The 19350-nt window shown below is 67.6% G+C and carries 13 protein-coding genes and 1 pseudogene; 11 read left to right on the forward strand and 3 right to left on the reverse strand.

Features of this window, described 5'->3' with window-relative positions; translation table 11 throughout:
- Positions 1-69 precede the first annotated feature (69 nt).
- The 3 genes from AB0C27_RS43985 (at position 70) to dprA (ending at position 5016) form a co-directional block, all read left to right on the forward strand.
- The gene (locus AB0C27_RS43985; protein ID WP_357857915.1) at positions 70-429 is read left to right on the forward strand and encodes a YraN family protein; all 360 of its coding nucleotides are present in this window, start codon (positions 70-72) and stop codon (positions 427-429) included.
- Entirely contained in the window at positions 430-1968 is a 1539-nt protein-coding gene (locus AB0C27_RS43990; protein WP_357857918.1) for a YifB family Mg chelatase-like AAA ATPase, read from the forward strand.
- Positions 1969-3801: 1833 nt separating this feature from the next.
- Positions 3802-5016, forward strand: coding sequence for a DNA-processing protein DprA (dprA, locus tag AB0C27_RS43995; RefSeq protein WP_357857922.1), 1215 nt, complete (start codon positions 3802-3804; stop codon positions 5014-5016).
- 599 nt (positions 5017-5615) lie between these two features.
- On the opposite strand, the gene AB0C27_RS44000 is transcribed toward dprA, so the two are convergent.
- Positions 5616-6176, reverse strand: a complete 561-nt coding sequence (locus AB0C27_RS44000) for a helix-turn-helix domain-containing protein (protein ID WP_357857925.1) — start codon at positions 6174-6176, stop codon at positions 5616-5618.
- A 700-nt stretch (positions 6177-6876) separates the two neighbouring features.
- Here AB0C27_RS44000 and AB0C27_RS44005 point away from each other — a divergent pair.
- The 3 genes from AB0C27_RS44005 (at position 6877) to AB0C27_RS44015 (ending at position 10351) form a co-directional block, all read left to right on the forward strand.
- Entirely contained in the window at positions 6877-7686 is an 810-nt protein-coding gene (locus AB0C27_RS44005; RefSeq protein ID WP_357857928.1) for an alpha/beta fold hydrolase, read from the forward strand.
- A 606-nt stretch (positions 7687-8292) separates the two neighbouring features.
- Positions 8293-9195 carry a tyrosine recombinase XerC gene (locus tag AB0C27_RS44010; protein WP_357857931.1) on the forward strand — a complete coding sequence of 301 codons (903 nt, stop codon included), beginning with the start codon at positions 8293-8295 and terminating at the stop codon, positions 9193-9195.
- 466 nt (positions 9196-9661) lie between these two features.
- On the forward strand, positions 9662-10351 hold the full coding sequence (locus AB0C27_RS44015; protein WP_357858124.1) for a hypothetical protein: 690 nt from the start codon (positions 9662-9664) through the stop codon (positions 10349-10351).
- 275 nt (positions 10352-10626) lie between these two features.
- Here the strand turns inward: AB0C27_RS44015 and AB0C27_RS44020 are convergent.
- Both AB0C27_RS44020 and AB0C27_RS44025 read right to left on the reverse strand, forming a co-directional pair.
- Positions 10627-11283, reverse strand: a pseudogene (locus AB0C27_RS44020) (M23 family metallopeptidase); the annotation flags it as partial.
- A 54-nt stretch (positions 11284-11337) separates the two neighbouring features.
- Positions 11338-12591 carry an MFS transporter gene (locus AB0C27_RS44025; RefSeq protein WP_357857934.1) on the reverse strand — a complete coding sequence of 418 codons (1254 nt, stop codon included), beginning with the start codon at positions 12589-12591 and terminating at the stop codon, positions 11338-11340.
- A 264-nt stretch (positions 12592-12855) separates the two neighbouring features.
- Between AB0C27_RS44025 and AB0C27_RS44030 the strand changes: the two genes are divergently transcribed.
- From AB0C27_RS44030 to frr, 5 genes are all read left to right on the forward strand, one after another.
- The gene (locus AB0C27_RS44030; RefSeq protein ID WP_346104652.1) at positions 12856-13479 is read left to right on the forward strand and encodes a metalloregulator ArsR/SmtB family transcription factor; all 624 of its coding nucleotides are present in this window, start codon (positions 12856-12858) and stop codon (positions 13477-13479) included.
- Between the two features lie 1121 nt (positions 13480-14600).
- Entirely contained in the window at positions 14601-15572 is a 972-nt protein-coding gene (gene rpsB, locus AB0C27_RS44035; protein ID WP_357857937.1) for a 30S ribosomal protein S2, read from the forward strand.
- A gap of 1385 nt (positions 15573-16957) precedes the next feature.
- Positions 16958-17791, forward strand: coding sequence for a translation elongation factor Ts (gene tsf / locus AB0C27_RS44040; RefSeq protein WP_357857941.1), 834 nt, complete (start codon positions 16958-16960; stop codon positions 17789-17791).
- Between the two features lie 145 nt (positions 17792-17936).
- On the forward strand, positions 17937-18635 hold the full coding sequence (gene pyrH, locus AB0C27_RS44045; protein WP_357858112.1) for a UMP kinase: 699 nt from the start codon (positions 17937-17939) through the stop codon (positions 18633-18635).
- 43 nt (positions 18636-18678) lie between these two features.
- Positions 18679-19236, forward strand: coding sequence for a ribosome recycling factor (gene frr / locus AB0C27_RS44050; protein ID WP_357857944.1), 558 nt, complete (start codon positions 18679-18681; stop codon positions 19234-19236).
- Positions 19237-19350: the final 114 nt, after the last annotated feature.

A 19350-nucleotide genomic window follows, 5' to 3' on the forward strand; every position in this document is an offset into this window, starting at 1 on the left:
CACCACCCCGCATCCACGAAGGTCAGTGCCCAGACCCACCCCGCACCACCCACCGGACGGAGCTGGCACATGACACCCGAGAGCAAACAAGAGCTGGGCAAACGCGGCGAAGAGGTAGCGGTGACCTACCTGGAGGCCGAGGGCATGAAGGTGATCGAACGCAATTGGCGCTGCCGCCACGGCGAGATCGACATCATCGCGGAAGACGGCTCCAACCTCGTCGTGGTGGAGGTCAAAACCCGATCGAGCAGATCACACGGCACCGCTCTGGAATCGGTCAGCCCCGCCAAACTCGCCAGGCTCCGCGTGCTCGCGGCCAAATGGCTGGCCACCCGCACTGAAACGTACAAAGCAGTCAGGGTAGACGTGATCGCCCTCGAACGTTTCGCGGGTGACTTCGCGCTGCGTCACGTACGGGGGGCGATCTAGGTGGCCGTGGCCCGCACGCGCAGTGTGGCCCTGGTTGGCGTCACGGGCCGTACGGTGGAGGTCGAGGCCGACGTGGGCAACGGCCTGGCCGGCATCCACCTCATCGGCCTCCCCGACACGGCGCTCAGCGAAGCCCGCGACAGGGTCAGGTCGGCGATGGTCAACAGCAATTATCCCTGGCCGGACGCCCGCATCATCGTCAGCCTCTTCCCGGCCAGTCTCCCCAAACGCGGATCACAGTTCGACCTGGCCATCGCGATGGCGATACTGGGCGCGGCCGGGGTGATTCCCGCGGAACGGATCGCGGAGCCGTTCTTCCTCGGAGAGCTGGGGCTCGACGGCCGGATCAGGGCCGTACGCGGCGTGCTGCCCTCGGTCCTGGGCGCGGCCAAGCACGGAGACGTCACGGTCGTGGTCCCGGCGGCGAACTCCGCGGAGGCCGTCCTGGTGCCTGATGTGAAGGTGGTGCCCGTCTCACACCTGCGCCAGCTCGTGGAGTGGCTGCGGAAGGGAGACGACCCGCCCAAACCCGAGACCGATGAGTGCCCGCAGCCGCCCACGCCCTCCACCACGTCCGACAACCTCGATCTGGCGGACGTGGTGGGCCAGCCGGTCGCCCGCCGAGCCCTCGAAGTGTGCGCGGCGGGCGGCCACAACCTCTGGATGCTCGGCCCGCCCGGCACCGGCAAGACCATGCTCGCCGAGCGCCTCCCCACCCTCCTGCCGGACCTGGAGCTCGACCATGCCCTGGAGGTCACGGCCATTCATTCGGTAGCCGGAGCGCTGCCGTCCAGCGCCCCCATGATGAGCCGGCCGCCGTTCGTCAGCCCGCACCACACGGCGACCTCGGCCGCGATCATCGGCGGCGGCAGCACGATCGTCCGCCCAGGAGCCGTCTCCCTGGCCCATCGCGGAGTGTTGTTCATGGACGAGGCGCCCGAGTTCCCGCGCCATGTCCTCGACGCGCTGAGACAGCCCCTCGAATCCGGCCGTGTGACCGTCTCCAGATCCGCCGGGTCGGTCACGTTCCCCGCCAGATTCATGCTCATCCTGGCCGCGAACCCCTGCCCCTGCGCCCAGGCGGAAGACCAGGGAGGCACCTGCAGATGCACGCCCATGACGCGCCGCCGCTACCTCGGCAGGCTCTCCGGCCCGCTGCTCGATCGCATCGACATGAAGGTCACGGTCGCGCGCTCGTCCAGACGCGAGCTGCTGGCAGATCGCCAGTTCGTCGAGACGAGTGAAACGGTGGCCGAACGCGTCCTGGTGGCTCGTGAACGGGCCGCAAAGCGCCTGGCCGGCACCCCGTGGCGCTCGAACGCCGAAATCCCGTCCTCCGTCCTCCACGCCGACTACCGCCCGTCCGCCGAAGCCATGCACCCCATGACGTCCTGCCTCGACTCGGGCACCCTCACCGCCCGCGGCCTCGACCGTGTCGTCCGAGTCGCCTGGACCCTCGCCGACCTGGCCGACAAGGACGTCCCCGGCCAAGACGAAACCAACGCCGCCCTCAGCTTCTGGCTCGGAGTGGAGTCATGACCTCCCACACCAGCAGTGTCGAGGACGGCGCCACCTCGCTCCAGCAACGTCGAGGACGGCGCGCCCTCGCACTAGCAGAGCCGAGGATGCCGCCGCCTCGCACCAGCAGTGTCGAGGATGCCGCCGCCTCGCACCAGCAGTGTCGAGGAGCTCGCCACCTCGCACGAGCAGGACCGAAGGCGTCGCCATCGGACGCGGCCCCCCTCACGCACTGGCAATGACGATCGCACCCGCCCCTACTCCACGGTCTGAGTCAGCTCCACCTCGCAGATCACGTGAAGGACGGAGATAGCACCGCTGCAAGCAGCATCGACAAGAGGGACCAGCTCCAGGCCGGAGCCGGCCCTGACCGACGCGACCAATGCCTGAACCGGGGCGGGGCCACTTCGCGCCGTCCCGGTGGGACCAAACACGACCGCCATAGCCATACGCACACTCCACCGCGCCCGACACCTCCAAACAGGCCGAACCGCCCGCTGCACAGCCACCCGGAACCTGACTGCACCTCGCACAGTGACCGATCGGAGCCTCGACTGCACCTCGCGCACCGAACGGCCGGCCGGAGCCTGACTGCACGTTGTGCGGTGGCTGGCCGGGCGCCGGCTGCACTTTGCGTAGCGCGGGCCGGAGCCCCAACCCATGACCACCGCACGCCTCGTACCATCCCCGAACCGCCACCCGGAGCCTCGCCATGATCACCGCATGCCCAGCGCCATCCCAAGCCGCCACCCCGAACACGCCCCTCTCACCCCTGGCACGCACCAGCCCGACGACGCCCCCCGCGCCCGGTAGGCCCGTTGCATGCGTCATACCGGCTACGTTCGGGACGCCACTCGGCCCCGGTACGCCACTCGGCCCCGGTACGCCACTCGGCCCCGGTACGCCGGCCGGCCCCGGTACGCCGGCCGGCCCCGGTACGCCGGCCGGCCCCGGTACGCCGGCCGGCCCCGGTACGCCGGCCGGCCCCGGTACGCCGGCCGGGCCCGGTAGGCCATTCCTATCCGATACGGCGATTGGACCCGGTCGGGCGGTCGAACCCGATACGCCGATCAGAGCCGATAGGCCGAGCAGAGCCGGTGAGCCCCTTAAGCGCCTCATGCCCGCCATACGCCTCGCTCCTGCGACTCCTCCACCCGCAGGCGCGGCCATCACCGAATCAATCGCACCCACCGAGCGCGACCCCGTCCGGACAGAGGTTCTTTGCCGCACGAGACCCGGAAGGAGACCAGACCCCGTAGGAAAACCAGGACTGACGTGGAGGCCGAGCCTGTGATGGAGATCAGCATCGAGACAGCGGTCAGGAGCCGTGCGCCAGAAAACCACGCGCAAGTCCAGGACCACACCCGGACCGCAGACAGTCGGATCGCAGACAGTCGGACCACCGACAGCTGGGCCGCCGACAGTTGGGCAGCTGACAGCGGGCCCTCGCAGTCACCCGGGGAGATAGAAACCAGGACCGCATCAACGACCTTCACTCCTCCTCCTCCAAGGACCCCTGATTCCTCTCCGGCCCTCAGACCCTCTGAGAGGTTCGAGGTTCCGCACGGACCTGCAACCTCTCCTGCCGTAATCCCGGGCCGCCCAAGCGAGCCCTCCGAGACCGCTGAAGTATCTGGAAGGGTCAAGATCGACGAGTCTCGGGAACCCTGCGAGACCTCGCCAGGAGCCCATGAATCATCCGGAACGTCCGAGATTGCCGGACCCCCTCAAAGCGCCGTCACCGTCACCGCAGCAACTGAAGCCCCAAACGCCACCAAGGCAAACTGCACACCCACCACCGCCTTCGTCGCGGCCTCAACCGCCCAGGCAGAGGCCGAAGCCAGAGCCGCTCTCATGCGAGCCGCCGACGTAGGCGATCCCGTCATGGGCCGTCTCGTGGACCAGTACGGCGCTCAGCAGGCAGTAAGGGCGATCCGTTCTCGGGCCCTGCCACCGGAGTTCACCGCCCGAGAAGCCGAGCAAGAACGCCCGCCCGACCTCGCAGCACGCCTGAACACCTGGTACGCCCGCCTTGCGGCCTCCAACCCCGCAGCGGATGTCGAGGCAGGGAAGAGGTCCGGAGCCAGGCTGATCATCCCAGGCGACTCGGAGTGGCCGACGCAGTTGGACCAGCTCGGAGCGGGCCGCCCCCTGGCGCTCTGGGCTCACGGCACCGCGGACCTCCGCTTCTCCTGCCTCAAATCGGTGGCCGTAGTGGGGGCCAGAGCCGCCACGTCGTACGGTTCCCACGTCGCGGCGGAGTTCGGCGTCGGTCTGAGCGAGTCGGGATGGACCGTCGTGTCAGGCGGAGCGTTCGGCGTGGACGGGGCCGCGCACAAGGGCGCGCTCGCCGCGGGTGCCCCGACGGTCGTGGTCCTGGCCTGCGGCGTGGACATCTGCTACCCGAGCAGCCACGAGGCCCTGTTCGCGGCCATCGGACAGCAGGGGGTCTTGATCAGTGAGTGCCCGCCCGGCGTCCATCCGACCCGAGCCCGCTTCCTCATCAGGAACCGCCTGATCGCCGCATTGTCGCGAGGTACGGTGGTCGTCGAAGCGGCCCTCCGCAGCGGCGCCCTCAACACGGCCTCCCATGCCCTGACTCTCACCAGACACCTCGGGGCGGTGCCGGGCCCGATCACGTCGAGCATGTCCGCCGGCTGCCACAGACTCCTCCGCGAACGCAAAGCGGTATGCGTCACCTCCCCGGAGGACATGATCGAGCTCGTGGGCGTACTGGGCGACGACCTGACCCCACAGATGAGAGCCCCCGCCGTCCCCAGAGACAGACTCAACGAGTCGACGAAAAGAGTCCTGGACGCGGTACCCACCCGAGGCGGCGCAGGACCGGCATCGATCGCGGTAGCCGCCGGTGTCGGCCTGGACACGGCGTTGAGCGCCTTGGGCGGCCTGGCTGCCGCAGGCTACGTCGAACGAAGCACCAAAGGCTGGCGCCTGCGCAAACAACAAACCGCCTACCGCAAAGCCCTCGACTCCGCCACCCTCGAACCCCCATCCACGCCGGAGCCCGACCCAGCGGAAGTCCCGCCGTTCCCGGAGGACTTCCTGTGACCAGTGCAGGGCTGCCCCAACCCACGACCTCGATCACCTACGCACCGCCACCACGTACCGGATGGGGCCAAAGCGGTCTGCCAGCAGGAGGCTGAAGACCTGGACGATGGCATGCAAGCGGTCAGACGGTGCCCCACAGCACCCGGGCTACGGCGCTCCGCGACCGCCGGACGGCACCCCGCCACATCCCGACTACGGCACCGCACAGGATCCGAACGATGCGGACCTGCCAAGGCAAGGCCGATCGACCAGGTGAAGGCGTGAGGTCGGCTCGATACGACCCCGGCCCCATTACAACGGCATCCCGTGGTGGGCTACGTCCACGGGCATGGGAGTGGTGAACGAGTTTGACCTGGTCACAGGCGGGGCCACCGTGAAATGGTGACGGCCACCGTTTGATCCTTGGAGGGCCCTGACGAGACCGGAGAGCAGAACGATGGCCGCAAGAACAGTGTGGCTTCTGACTGCGCACGGGTGAGGCAGAACGCCCATCGGTGGCTCCTACTTTGTCGGCCCTCCATGAGCGCGCACTTTATGCAGATCGGCGGGCTCACGCTCGTGCCCTCCTCCTTTCCCGTCAACCAGCTTGTTGCGGGGGTTCAATCGTGCTCAGGGTCTGTCTGGGCGGAGGCTGATGGTTCGACAGGGAACATGATCGGGCTCAGGAGGTACTGCGTGCGGTCAGGGGCGGACGGGTTCGCCAGATGGGGAACGATGGCGCGGCGCAGCTCACTGATCAGGTCATGGAGTTCGTCGGTGTTGAGCCAGATGGCATGTTGCCGGTATCCGACCAAGTCCTCGACCGGATCCGCGCCCTCCCGGCTGAGATAGGTGTTGAACTCGGCGAGCAAGATCGCCATGGCTGTGGCGAATCCGCGACGGTGATCGTCAACGGACAGCGTTCTGAGGGCGGCCTCGTCGATCACCGCGAGGTCCTGGCGGAGGCGGTAATGGCGCTCCACCGCTCCTCGCACCCGCCGTTCGTCCGCCACCTCGAGAACTCCCGCTGACACCAGCACGTCGATGTGGCGGTAGAGCGTGGCCTTGGAGACATCGGGGATTCGTGTGCACAACTCGGCCGTTGTCAGCGTGCGCCCTCCCCGCATGGCGTGCACGACGCGGAGCCGTACCGGGTGCGCCAGGAGGTCCAGTGAGTCCATCGCCTAATGATTTCATATGTGTTACCTTTCGCAAATATGAGAAAGGTGGTGAGTGGTCATGGGGGATGCGTGTGCGGTAGCCGTACGGGTCGCGCAGCTTGCCCGGGATGGGCGCTTCGCGGAAGTCGTCGAGCTGTTTGAACCGCCGCTGCGTGCTGTCGTATCGGAGCAGGCGTTACAGGTTGCCTGGGAAGCGGAGGTCGGGAAGCGCGGTTCGGTGTCCGCACTCGGGGAGCCGGTCGGCCAACCGGCCGGAGCTGGGCTGATGCAGGTGAGCGTTCCCATCGTCTGCGGGGACGGCGTGCTCGCGCTGGTCATGGCGGTCGACGACGCTGGGCGACTGCATGGGCTTCGTCTCGCCCCAGGCACCACCAGCGTGTGGGCACCGCCGGCTTACGCCGTGCCCCAACGCTTTACCGAGCGCGACGTCATGATCGGTTCCGGACCTCTCGCCGTACCGGGAACGCTCACCCTGCCGCACAGCGCGGCACAGACTCCAGGCGCGGGACAAACGCCGAGCGCAGGACGGGGATCGGGCCCGGCACGGACTCCGGGCGCGGAACAAACACCGGGCGCGGGACGGATACCGGGTACGGGACACACTCCAAGCGCGGAACAAACACCAGGCACAGGACATACGCCAGACGGGGGACGGGCATCGGGCCCGGGGCAGACGTCGGGTACAGGACAAGCACCGGGCGTGGTGTTGCTCAGTGGGGGAGGACCGTTCGATCGCGATGAGACCAGCGGGCCGAACAAACCGCTCAAGGACCTCGCGTGGGGCCTGGCAAGTCGCGGCGTGGCCGCGCTGCGGTTCGACAAGGTGACATACGCACATGTCCAGGCGGCTGACGCGCCGGACTTCACGATGACGGACGAGTACGTGCCGCACGCGGTCGCGGCCGTACGTCTTCTCCAGAGCCAGGACGGAGTGGATCCGGAGCGGATCTTCGTCGTCGGCCACAGCATGGGCGGCAAGGTCGCTCCGCGAGTGGCGGCCGCTGACGCCTCCATCAGGGGCCTGGTGATCCTGGCGGGCGACACGCAGCCGATGCACCACGCCGCGGTGCGTGTCACTCGCCATCTCGCCTCACTGAGCCCGGGCCCGGCCGCGGAGGCAATGGTGGAGGCCATGGTGCGGCTGGCCGCGACGGTCGACAGCCCTGACCTGTCGCCCTCGACGCCTTCCGAGGCATTGCCGTTCGGGCTATCGGCCACGTACTGGCTGGATCTGCGCGACTACGACCCCGTGGTGACTGCGGTGGCGCTGGACAAGCCGATGTTCATCCTTCAGGGAGGGCGCGACTATCAGGTGACCGTCGCGGATGATCTCTCGGGATGGAAGGCAGGCCTCGGGCATCGACCGGACGTCACGATTCGGGTTTACGACGCCGACGACCACCTGTTCTTTCCAGGCGACGGACCGTCCACCCCGGCCGACTACGAATCCCCGCAGCATGTCGATCCATTGGTCATCGGTGACATCGCTGCCTGGGTCTCGGCGGCATAGGAAGTCGCTGGCCTGATTCGACGGCCCGGCTTCGGCGCAGGAGCCGGTCGTCGATCACTCGCTGCGTGCCCCGAAGGTGAGAGGACGTGCCACATATCTGCGGGTGCATGGGCCGAAGGGTGGGGGCGTGGTGGGTATGAGGGGGCGCGGCCGGAGGTGGTTGCGTGCAGTGTATGGGCGGGTGTGTGAAGCGAAGGTGATGAAGCCGTGATGGGTGTGGGTGGGCGCGGCTGGAGGTGGGAGGGCATGGCGGGTTAAGTGGGCGCGCGTCTGGAGGTGGGGGCATGCAGCGTATGGGCGGTTGCAGGCGGCGAAGGTGACGGAGCGTGGCGGGTGTGGGTGGGCTCGGCTGGAGGCAGGGGGCGTGCGGTGTATGGGTGGGTGGGTGCGTGCGGCGAAGGTGAGGAAGCGTGGCGGGTATGGGTGGGCGCGGGTTGGAGGTGGGAGGGCGTGCCGGACGTGAATGGGTTTGGGATGGAGGTGGGAAGCGCAGCGGGTAGTTGCGGGTGGTCGGAGGAGTGCGTGAGGGTCTTGAGTGGCGGTGGGTGTGCCATGTGGTGGACGTTTGAGGGGACGGACGCGGTCGGATCGTGATCGGAGGGCGACGTGGGCGTGGACAATGTGAGCGTGGATAGGGAAGAAGTGGTGACCGAGTTCGGGCGGTATCTACGGCTCGAACGCGATCTTTCGCCGCACACGGTCCGGGCGTACTTGACCGACGTCAACTCCCTTCTCGATCACATGCACGGGGTGCTGGAAGGACTCGATATCGGGGCGCTGAGGGAGTGGCTGGCCGGGCAGCATGCGGCGGGAAAGGCGCGAGCCACGCTGGCGCGCAAGACGGCTTGCGCGCGCACCTTCACCGCGTACTGTCATCGCCGCGGCTGGTTGTCGACGGATCCCGGGTTGCTGCTGGGAAGCGCCAAGGCGCCCAGGCCGCTGCCCGCCGTACTGGATCAGCGGCAGGCGGAGGCCGCTCTCGACGCTGCCTCCAGCGAAGGCCCTAAGGAACTGCGGGATCAGGCGCTTCTTGAGCTGTTGTACGCCACGGGCGTGCGGGTGAGTGAACTGTGCGCGCTCGATGTCGACGATGTCGACCGCGAGCGGAACGTCGTCAGGGTGATGGGCAAGGGGCGCAAGGAGCGTACGGTGCCGTTCGGGCTGCCTGCTCTGCGCGCATTGGATCGGTGGTGCATCCACGGGCGGCCGCTGTGGATGAAGGCTGGAACCGGGCCGGCCCTCTTCCTTGGGGTACGGGGTGGACGTATCGACGCGGGCACCGTACGGCGAGTGGTGCACGCGCGGCTGGCACAGGTGGAGGGCGCGCCCGATCTGGGGCCGCATGGGTTGCGGCACAGTGCGGCGACGCACCTTCTTGAAGGCGGTGCCGATCTTCGCAGCGTGCAGGAGCTGCTTGGGCACGCGTCCTTGAACACCACCCAGATCTACACGCATGTATCGATCGAACGGTTGCGGGCGGCGTATCGGCAGGCGCATCCTCGGGCTTGATCGAGGAAGAGGGCAAGGACGAGGGGGCGGATAGGTTCCCCTACCGCGTAGGTCGACGACCCGCGGTCGATGCGCGAGAACGGCTACTAGGCTCACGTTGGTCGGGTGGTACGACTATCGGATCCACGTTGGTCGGTCTGCTTTGAGCACCTAACGCGAAGGTACGAGGCGCTAGCAGCCGGTGGCTTGGCCGTTCTCATCAGCCCCCTGGCCGTGGGGCGGGGTTGCAGGGGTGGGGAAGGGCCATGGACCGAGCAGGTTGTTGCGATGGATGTCGCAGGGGTTCGCCAGTCAGCTCGGAGGAGGGTGGTGTCGAGGAGCTGGATTTCGGAGGCGACGTCGTTCTTTACGGTGCTGGCCTCGTACAGGGCCGTGCCTGGGTGTTCTGACCCGGCGCTTGCTGCGTCTGCGGCGTGTTGGGCTGCGCAGGGTGGCGGTGAGCAGGAGGAGCACGGCTCCCAGAAGTATGCCGACGCCGATCGTGGAGGCAGAGGTCAGCTGGGTTGAGGTTGCGTGCAGCAGGGGCCGGATCGGGGATGTTGGGCGATGGCTGACGGCTAGCGAGGCTGTACCTGAGGTGGTAGCGCTCTTGTCGCTGTCGCTGTCGCTGTCGCTGTCGCTGTCGCTGCCAGGGCCATGGCCAGTGCCGGAGGTGGCGGGGGTGGCGGTGGGGTTTGCGGCGGTGTCGTTCACGGTTGTCGTTGTGGTGATGATGCTGGCGCTGGCGGTCCTGCTCGCTGCTGCTGTCGTCGTCGTCGTCGTCGTCGTCGTCGTCGCCGTCGTCGTCGTCGTCGTCGTCGCCGTCGCCGTCGTCGCCGTCGCCGTCGGCCTCGCCCTCGTGCTCGTGCTTGTGCTCGTGGTGACCGTGACGTCGGCGGTTGCGACCGCGATGATCTTGTCGGTGTCGGTGTCGGTGTCGGTGTCGGTGTCGGTGTCGGTGTCTGGGTTCTTGTTTCGGCCTGGTTGGGTGGTCGGGTTTGGGGGCGGTTGCGTAGTCGGGCTCGTGTTGGGTGTGGCGTCTTCCTGGGCGGCCTTGTGGCGGAACGACGCGAGCGTCATGGCCAGGAGGCTGAGGCTTGGCGCAACTGGGGATGCGGTCAGGAACAAGGCCGGTGGGAGTGCCGTCGGCGGTTGGGTTGCGGTTTCCGTTGAGTAGGGCGGTGTTTCTACCTGCGGAAATGGGGCTGAGAGGTGTGCCGCTGATGGTGGGAGTGACGCTGTCGAGGGGTTGAGCGGGGTTTGTGGGCGTGTGGGTGGGGCCGGCTCTGCGCGGGGGAGGGTGAGGGCGTTCGAGGGCGTTGCTGTGTGCAAGGAAGGCAAGGTCTGGTCAGGGGGAGGATGCTGGGGGCCGTTTGTCTTGGTCGTTGGTAGAGACCAGAAAGGGAGGAGGCGGATGGGGGCTTGGCCGAGGAGGGCGAGAGGGTTGAGGTAGCGGGTGTTGCGGAGCAGGCCCCAGTGCAGGCATGACTCCGTGCAGTGGGGCTTCGAATCTTCGAGAGTGCCGATCTTGGCGCCCGCTGTGATGGGCTGGCCACGGCGTACGGATGCTGTGACGGGAAGGTAAGTCGTGCGGAGGCCGTCTGGGTGATCTATGGCGATCACGCCTTTTCCGGCGACGGGGCCGGCGAAGCGGATCGTGCCCGAGCCTGAGGCGAGGACGGTGGCGGAGACCGGGGCGGCCAGGTCCACGCCGCGGTGGCCGGCCAGCCAGGGCTCCGGAGGTGGGGTGAAACGGCGCACGATCCTGGGGTGTCCCTCCAGAGGCCAGCGCCAAGGGGGCGGGGAGGCTCTGGCTGGAGGAGTGAGGATGGGCAGGATCAGGGTCGCGGAGATGAACGTGGTCACGATGGCTGCCCTGATCGGTGCCGGGCTTGTCCAGGGGCGAGGCCGTGGTCGCGGGTGGAAGTGCATCGGCGGAGGAGAGGCGGGAGTTGGAGAGGCGGCGGGGGAGGTGGTGTTGACGTTCATGCGGGGGAGTTTGGCGGGGTGGCTTGCGGCGCGAGGTGGTGAACGTCGTTCTGTGGATATCGGGAGCGGCGGAAGGGTGCCTGTGGATAACGCGGTTGCGGAATGATGAAGGTGAGGCATGATGGTCACGCCTGCTGCGGGACGGCGGGCCGACTCGATCAAGTGGTTCGTGGGCTACACATGTGATGGCGCTGAAGTTGCGTGGTCCGGGGATGACGGCTTGGCGCGGTGCGGACGTAGAGGCGACGTCCAGATCCAGATGGTGCTCAGAGCGATGCCAGCGGCGCAGATGAGGATGACAGGGCGCAAGCCGATGAGTTCGGCGACCAGACCGCCGGCGAGGCCGCCCAGGGCCAGTACGCCTTGAACGGCGAAGGTCATGGTGGCGTTGACCCGGCCACGGAGTTCCGGGGACGTTTCCCGGAGGATGATCGCACCCATACAAGTGGCGAAGGCGACGACAATGCCGCCGGTCAGTGTGCCTGTCAGGACGAGTATCGAGATCTTCCACCACAGGGAGCCGTTCAGCAGACCCACTGCGAGGATCTCCATGGGGAAGAAGATCACTGCGATGAGGAGGATGCGGTCCTCGCCGTAGCGCTTGGACAGGCGGGCGGTTGCCCACGCGCCGAGCAGGCCGCCGGCGCCGCCCAGGGCGATGAGGACACCGATGAGGCTCTTGGGGATGTCGAGCGTGTTCAGCATGTAGAGCATGTAGACGGCGGTGTAGGCCATGGCGAAGAAGTTGATGGTGACGCCTGCGCCCAGGAGGGCGCGGAGCACGGGGTGGGTGACGCTGGCCTTCAGGCCTTCCATGACGTCCTGCCACATGCCTCGGGAGGTCGTGGCGGTGTTCTTCTCGGGGGTTCGGATGGAGCGGAGCAGCAGGGCCGAGGTCAGGAACGACAGGGCTTCCGCCAGTACGGCCAAGGGAGCTGTGAGTATTTGCACCAGAAGGCCGGCCAAGCCGGGGCCGCTGACTGATGCGACGGAGTAGGAAGCGTGGAAGCCGGCCATCGCCTCGGTGCGCTGGGTCGTGGGGACCACGGCTGCGATGTGGGGGAAGTTCGCCGCTTTGAAGAGCACGCCGGCCGTACCGATCACCAGTGCCACGACGATCAGCCAGACGACGTTCAGTATGCCGAGGAGCCAGGCGATTGGGATCGTGGCTGCGGCCGCGCATGAGACGAGTTCGCAAGCGATCATCATCGGGCGATGACGGGTGAGCCGGTCGGCGATGGCACCCGACTGGAGGCCGAACGCGAGAGCGGGCACCGAGGCGGCGGCGGTCAACATGCCCATTTGGGACGGGGATGCGGTCAACAGGGTGATCGCGGTCAGTGGGATGGCCAGTTTCGATACTTCTGAGCCGGTGATGGAGATCGTTCGGGCGGTCCAGAGCAGGCGATAGTCGCGTTGCTTTCTCAACGGAGTGGGTTGGGGAGCAATCTCAGCGGCAGCTGGGGGGCTGGGCCGGCGGGCGTCAACCTTGCCGGTCCCGGTGAGTCCGGAGGCTGTAGCCGGGGGTTCGACGAGGTCATGGATGGTGGGGGCCTCATGTGATTCAGGCTGAGGGGAGTGGGGAGGGGTGGAGTCAGCCAAGTTGTGAAGGGAACGCTTCATAACTATGAAGGTATCCTTTCATAGTTATGAAGGCAATGCTTCACGCCTGTGATTGAGTACCGTTGGCACATGACGCGGCACGGCGAAGGGCTCAGTGATCCCAAGGCGATGCGGGCGCTGGCCCATCCGGCGAGGTTGATGATCCTCAACAGGCTCAATGTGGAAGGCAGCGCCACCGCCACCGAAGTGGCGGAGATCGCGGGGATCACTCCCAGCGCTGCCAGTTATCACCTGCGGATGCTGGCCAAGTACGGGTTCGTGGAGGATGCGCCGCCCAGGGGAGATGGCAGGGAGCGACTGTGGAAGGCGGTGGGCAAGCCGGTCAGCGTGGGGGTGCTGCCTGATGATCAGCCCGACGTCCGGGAGGCCAAGGTCACGTTGATCACGGCGTTCCGCCGGGAGGCCAATGAGGAGGCCGAACGGGCGCTGGCGAATGTCGATCGGGAGCCCGAGGAGTGGCGGGATGCGACCCGGTTCGGTCGGTACCGGATCAGGGTCGATGCCGAGGAGCTTGCCCGGTTGAACCGGGAGATCGAGAAGTTGATCGAGCCGTTTGTGCTGCAGCGTCGAGGCGAAGGGGTCGCGCCGGAGGGGGCCAGGGTGGCTGAGGCTCAGATCAATCTGTTCCCGGTGGCGGCGAGGGCGGTTCCGGGGCTGCCTACCGAAGATCATGGTGTGGCTGAGCGTAAGTGAGGTATGCGGCCCTGCGGAGGTGTGTGCTTGGGATTCGGCAGGGATGTGGGGCTCAGGCGGTGCGGGGTGGGGGTGGGGCTGGGTTGGTTGGCGAGTTAGGTCGGGCAGGACGGGGGTTCGGCGGGGCGGAGTTGGGCAGGCCTGGTTCGGTGGAACCGGGGTTGGCTGACGTGGGACAGAAGGGCCGGGCAGGGGCGGGGCGGGGTTGAGTAGGGCATGGTCGGCAGGCGGGGGTTGGTGGGTTAGGTCAGGCAGGGAGGGGTTCGGCAGGGCGGGGGGTTGAATCGGTTAGGTCAGGCGGGGCTGGGGTTCGGCAGCGCTGGGTTGGGCGGGTTGGGTTGGGCGGGGCTGGGTCGGGCGGCGCTGGCGTTGGGCGGGCTGGATCGGGCGGTGCTCGGGTTGGGCGGATTGGGTTGGGCGGCGCTGGGGTTGGGTCGGGCGGGGCCAGCGTCGGGTGGGGGCTGGGTTTGGCGCCGGGGTCGGTGGGGCTGGGGTTGGGTGGGTGCGGGTTTGGCAGGGGGCGGCACATCGGCGAGAACGGCTACGAGCGGGCCACCCATCCGCGGCATCGCCGACACCGCCAGCGTCTCGCCGGGCCGTCGGGTGGAGCAGGAGGGCGGGGCTGAGTGTGGTCAAGGTGGTGTCGGCGACGGCCGGTGTTCACCCGTCGTCGACAGGTGGTTGCGGCGTGAGTGGGGTGGGGGTTATAGCGGGCTGGAAAAGAGGGCGGCTGGGTGGGGCGTAGGTGGTGATGGTTGAGGGGGTGCTTGAACGGCTTTGGTTTGGGTGGGGGGCTGGGCTTGTGAGCAGGGATGACTGTTCGTGCGGAGTACGGGGGCTTTGGGAGGGCGGTGTGGGGTTGGTGCGTGGTGGTGTGGCAGAGGGGTGGAATGTCTGGTTGACCGCAGACGGTCAGCCTGGGGCGGTGTGGGAGGTAGACTTTTCGGTGGCCTGTGACCACAGGCCGACTTCGCATGCCCCATTGCGGACCGCGCCATCGGTCCGGGCCATGTGCCCGGCGGGAGCGGGTTCGGGGCATCAGGGCGGCAGACAACGCGCTGCTGCGGCATAACCGAGAATCGCGCCCATCCGCAGGGCGCCCAGACCTGGAGGACCAGCACATGGCCCCCGTCGTCACCATGCGACAGCTGCTCGAGAGTGGCGTTCACTTCGGTCACCAGACCCGGCGCTGGAACCCGAAGATGAAGCGCTTCATCTTCACCGAGCGCAACGGCATTTACATCATCGACCTGCAGAAGTCTCTGTCGTACATCGACCGGGCCTACGACTTCGTGAAGGAGACCGTCGCCCACGGTGGCACGATCCTCTTCATCGGCACGAAGAAGCAGGCTCAGGAGGCCATCTCCGAGCAGGCCGCGCGGGTCGGCATGCCGTACGTCAACCAGCGCTGGCTGGGTGGCATGCTCACCAACTTCTCCACCGTGCACAAGAGGCTGCAGCGTCTGAAGGAGCTCGAGGAGCTCGACTTCGACAACGTCGCGGGCTCGGGGCTCACCAAGAAGGAGCTCCTCATGCGCCGTCGCGAGAAGGACAAGCTCGAGCGTACGCTCGGCGGCATCCGTGACATGGGTCGCGTGCCCAGCGCGGTGTGGATCGTCGACACCAAGAAGGAGCACATCGCGATCAGCGAGGCCAAGAAGCTTGGCATCCCTGTCGTCGCGATCCTCGACACCAACTGCGACCCCGACGAGGTCGACTACCCGATCCCGGGCAACGACGACGCCATCCGCGCCGTCGGCCTGCTGACCAGGGTCGTCGCCGACGGTGTCGCGGCCGGTCTGATGGCTCGCTCCGGCGCCGCTCGCGGTGACGAGAAGCCGGCCGCCGCCGAGCCGCTGGCCGAGTGGGAGCGTGAGCTCATCGAGCAGGGCACCCCGGAGCGTGCGGCTGACGAGGCCGCGCCGGCTGCTTCCGAGGCTGCCGCCGAGGAGGCTCCCGCTGCTGAAGCTGCCCCTGAGGCTGCTGCCCCTGAGGTCGCAGCTCCTGAGGCTGCTGCCCCTGAGGCTGCTCCGGCCGAGGAGGCTCCGGCTGAGGCCGCTGCCGCCGAGGGCGAGAACGACCAGCAGGCCTGACGCCTTGGTCAGGGCGGGGCACGGGTTCTGACGTCCCCGCCCTCTTCGGGGCACGCATGCGGGTTGGCGAGCTAGAGCTTCCGGACTGACTCGAGCTGGAGCTTCCAGACTGACTCTTAGGCGGTACTTCCGGACTCTTGGAAGGTACCGGTCAAAGGTCGGGTGCGCCGGGCTGAGGCTGGGCGTGCTGGTCTGGGGCTGGATACCGGCTGAGGTCTGAGGGTCGGGTTCGTGTCGGCTTGAGTCGGGCACCGGTCTAACGCCAGGCTCTGGCTCACGGGCTGGCACCGGCCCAAGGTCGGGTCCTGGCTCAGGGCGGGCACTCGCCCAAGGCCAGGTGTCGGACTAGGGCTGGTGCGCTGGCTCAGGATCGGACGCCGGCTCAAGGTCGGGTGTCGGCTTGGGGCCGGGGTGCCGGCTCAGGTCGGGTCCTGGCTCAGGGCGGATACTGGCTCAAGGCTGGGCCTGGCTGAGGGCGGACATCCGCCCGAAGGTCGGGTGTCGGCTCACGGTCGGGGCATCGGCTCAGGGTCAGGGCATCGGCTCAGGGCCGGAGCGCCGGCTTGAGGTCGGGTGCCTGCTCAGGGGCGGGCACTGGCTTTCAGGGTCGGTGCCGGTTCAGAGTTGGTGTCGGCACGAGGTCGGTTGGCTCTAGTTCTGCCGCTGGGTAGAGCCGGGTTGGCTGAGCTTGGCCGCGGCTGTCGAAGCCGAGGTTGGCTGAAGCTGAGGCTGGCCAGGGCTGAGGTTGACCGAAGTTGAGGTTGGCTGAAGCTGAGGTTGGCCAGAGTTGAGGTCGGCACGAGCTGGGCGACTGGCTGTGGTCGGTTCGCGCAGGGTCTGCGGCTTGCCGGAGTCGGTTGGCGCAGGCTGTGCGATCGGCTGAGGTTGGTCCGCGCGCAGGCTGTGCGATCGGCTGAGGTTGGTCCGCGTACGTTCTGCGTGATCGGCCGGGGTTGGTGGGTACACGTTTGTGGCTGATCGGGTCGGGTGGGGCGGAATCTCTGTCCCGCTGGATCGGTTGGCGCAGGCGGTGCCTGGCCGAGGCCGGTTGGCGCAGGTCGTGCGAGTGGCCGGGCTGGTTCGCTCGGATGAGCGTGATCGGCCGGGCTGGTTCGCTCGGATGAGCGTGGTCGGCCAGGTCGGTTCGTTCGGCTTGCCGGCCTTCTGATCGGTTCGTGCGGCGGTGCTGAGCTGAGGTGGTAACCGAGGCGAGGCTGGGCAGTATGCCGAGCGAAGCAGCAGCGAGGCCGGGCCGATCCGGGCCCCGAGTAAGGCAAGGCTCTCGTACGGCACACGCCTGCCGTACGAACAGAGGGTGGGAGGCCGGATCCCGGCGCCTGCCCCATCCACGATGACGACGACGAAATCCCACAAGGAAAAAGAGCATGGCTTCCGTGAACATGGCCGACGTCAAGCGGCTTCGCGAGATCACCGCCGCCGGCATGATGGCCTGCAAGAAGGCGCTGGAGGAGTCCGATGGCGACTTCGACCGCGCTATCGAGCTGCTGCGCCTGAAGGGCGCCAAGGACGTGGGCAAGCGTGAGGCCCGTACCGCGTCCAACGGCCTCGTGGCGCTCAAGCAGGACGGCGACTCCTCCGCAGCGCTTCTCGAGCTCAACTGCGAGACGGACTTCGTGGCCAAGGGCGAGCGCTTCCAGGAGCTGGCCGCCCAGGTCGTCGCGCACGTCCTGGAGAGCAGGCCCGCTGACGTGGCGGCGCTGCTCGAGTCCTCCTTCGACGGCAAGACCGTCAAGGAGCACCTCGACACCGCCAACGCCGCGCTGGGCGAGAAGATCGAGATCCGGCGCTTCGCGGTGCTGGAGGGCGGCTACATCGGCGCGTACATGCACAGGACCGACCCGGCGCTGCCGCCGGCGGTCGGAGTGCTCGTCCAGCTGGACAAGCCGAACGCCGAGGTCGCCAAGGACGTCGCGCAGCACGCCGCCGCGATGGCTCCGCAGTACCTGAAGGCCGACTCCGTGCCCGCCGAGGTCGTCGAGAAGGAGCGCAAGCTCTTCGAGGAGATGACCCGTGAGGAGGGCAAGCCCGAGGCCGCCATCGGCAAGATCGTCGAGGGTCGCGTGAACGGCTGGTACAAGGACTTCACGCTGCTGCAGCAGGCCTTCGTCAAGGACAACAAGAAGAGCGTGGGCAAGTACGCCGAGGAGAATGGCGTCGAGGTGCTGGGCTTTGTCCGATTCAAGGTCGGTCAGGCTTAGGCTTAGGCAAGCTCACAGCTCAACGATCCGCCGAATGAAGGAGGCCGCCGCCGTGCAGGACCACCGGGAGTCAGCCCACGAATCCACACGGACGGCGGCTTCCCCATCTCCGAACCCGCAGGGTCCACTCAGGTGGAAGCGGGTGATGCTGAAGCTGTCAGGAGAGGCGTTCGCCGGCGGCGAGCCGCTCGGCATCGATCCGGTGATCGTCGATCATCTGGCCGACTCGATCGCCGAGGCGGTCAAGGAGGGCGTGCAGGTCGCGGTCGTGGTCGGCGGTGGCAACATGTTCCGCGGCGCCACCCTGTCCCAGGGCGGCATCGACCGGGCCAGGGCCGACTACATGGGCATGCTCGGCACGGTCATCAACTGCCTGGCGCTGCAGGACTTCCTGGAGCGGCGGGGTGTGGAGACGCGCGTGCAGACCGCCATCACCATGCAGCAGGTGGCCGAGCCGTTCCTGCCGCGCCGCGCGATCAGGCACCTTGAGAAGGGGCGCGTGGTCATCTTCGGCGCCGGGCTCGGCTCGCCCTACTTCTCCACCGACACCGCGGCGTCCCAGCGGGCCCTGGAGATCGGCGCGGAGGCGCTGCTCAAGGGCACGCAGGTGGACGGGATCTACGACTCCGATCCCCGCAAGAACCCCGACGCGGTCAGGTTCGACCATCTCGACTACGGCGAGGTGCTGCTGCGCGACCTCGCGGTCATGGACGCCACCGCGATCAGCCTGTGCAAGGACAACGACCTGCCGATCGTGGTCTTCGACCTCATGGGCGAAGGCAACATCCTGCGAGCGGTGCGCGGTGAGAAAATCGGCACGCTGGTTAGTCCCGCAGGCAAATGACGGAGCGAGCCCGAGACCGCCAGCTAGAAGACAGGGAGCCGCTGTGATCGACGAAACCCTCCTCGAGGCCGAGGAGAAGATGGACAAGGCCGTTTCGGTCGCGAAGGAGGACTTCGCGAGCATCCGTACGGGCCGGGTCACCCCCTCGATGTTCAACAAGATCAACGCCGAGTACTACGGCACGCCGACGCCGATCCAGCAGTTGGCGTCGTTCCACGTGCCCGAGGCGCGCATGATCATCATTCAGCCGTACGACAAGGGCTCGATGAGCGCGATCGAGCGAGCCATCCGCGACTCCGACCTCGGGGTCAACCCCACCGACGACGGTCAGGTGATCCGGGTGACGTTCCCCGAGTTGTCCGAGGAGCGCCGCAAGGAGTACATCAAGGTCGCCAGGACCAAGGGCGAGCACGCCAAGGTGTCGCTACGCAACATCCGCCGCTCCGCCAAGGAAATCCTCGACAAGATGATCAAGGACGGCGAGGCGGGCGAGGACGAGGTCCGGCGGGCCGAGAAGGAGCTCGACGACCTCACCCAGAAGCACGTCGCCAAGATCGACGAGCTGCTCAAGCACAAGGAAACCGAGCTGCTCGAAGTCTGAGCGGCGCGTCGCAGGGCGGACCGCGCTCACGACGGGCCGCCACGGGGCGGACCGCGTTCGACGGGCCGCCGCAGCGTAGCGGGTCTGCACTACGGCCCTCGCTTCGACGGCGGG

Origin of the sequence: Nonomuraea sp. NPDC048882, assembly GCF_040649755.1 — a bacterium.
Classification (GTDB): domain Bacteria; phylum Actinomycetota; class Actinomycetes; order Streptosporangiales; family Streptosporangiaceae; genus Nonomuraea; species Nonomuraea maheshkhaliensis.

Bases quoted from the DNA above. Each gene is read 5' to 3' on its own strand.
- AB0C27_RS43985 (WP_357857915.1), top strand. From the start codon at position 70: ATGACACCCGAGAGCAAACAAGAGCTGGGCAAACGCGGCGAAGAGGTA.
- dprA (WP_357857922.1), top strand. From the start codon at position 3,802: ATGCGAGCCGCCGACGTAGGCGATCCCGTCATGGGCCGTCTCGTGGAC.
- AB0C27_RS44000 (WP_357857925.1), bottom strand. From the start codon at position 6,176: ATGGACTCACTGGACCTCCTGGCGCACCCGGTACGGCTCCGCGTCGTG.
- AB0C27_RS44015 (WP_357858124.1), top strand. From the start codon at position 9,662: ATGCCGACGCCGATCGTGGAGGCAGAGGTCAGCTGGGTTGAGGTTGCG.
- AB0C27_RS44030 (WP_346104652.1), top strand. From the start codon at position 12,856: ATGACGCGGCACGGCGAAGGGCTCAGTGATCCCAAGGCGATGCGGGCG.
- rpsB (WP_357857937.1), top strand. From the start codon at position 14,601: ATGGCCCCCGTCGTCACCATGCGACAGCTGCTCGAGAGTGGCGTTCAC.
- tsf (WP_357857941.1), top strand. From the start codon at position 16,958: ATGGCTTCCGTGAACATGGCCGACGTCAAGCGGCTTCGCGAGATCACC.
- pyrH (WP_357858112.1), top strand. From the start codon at position 17,937: ATGCTGAAGCTGTCAGGAGAGGCGTTCGCCGGCGGCGAGCCGCTCGGC.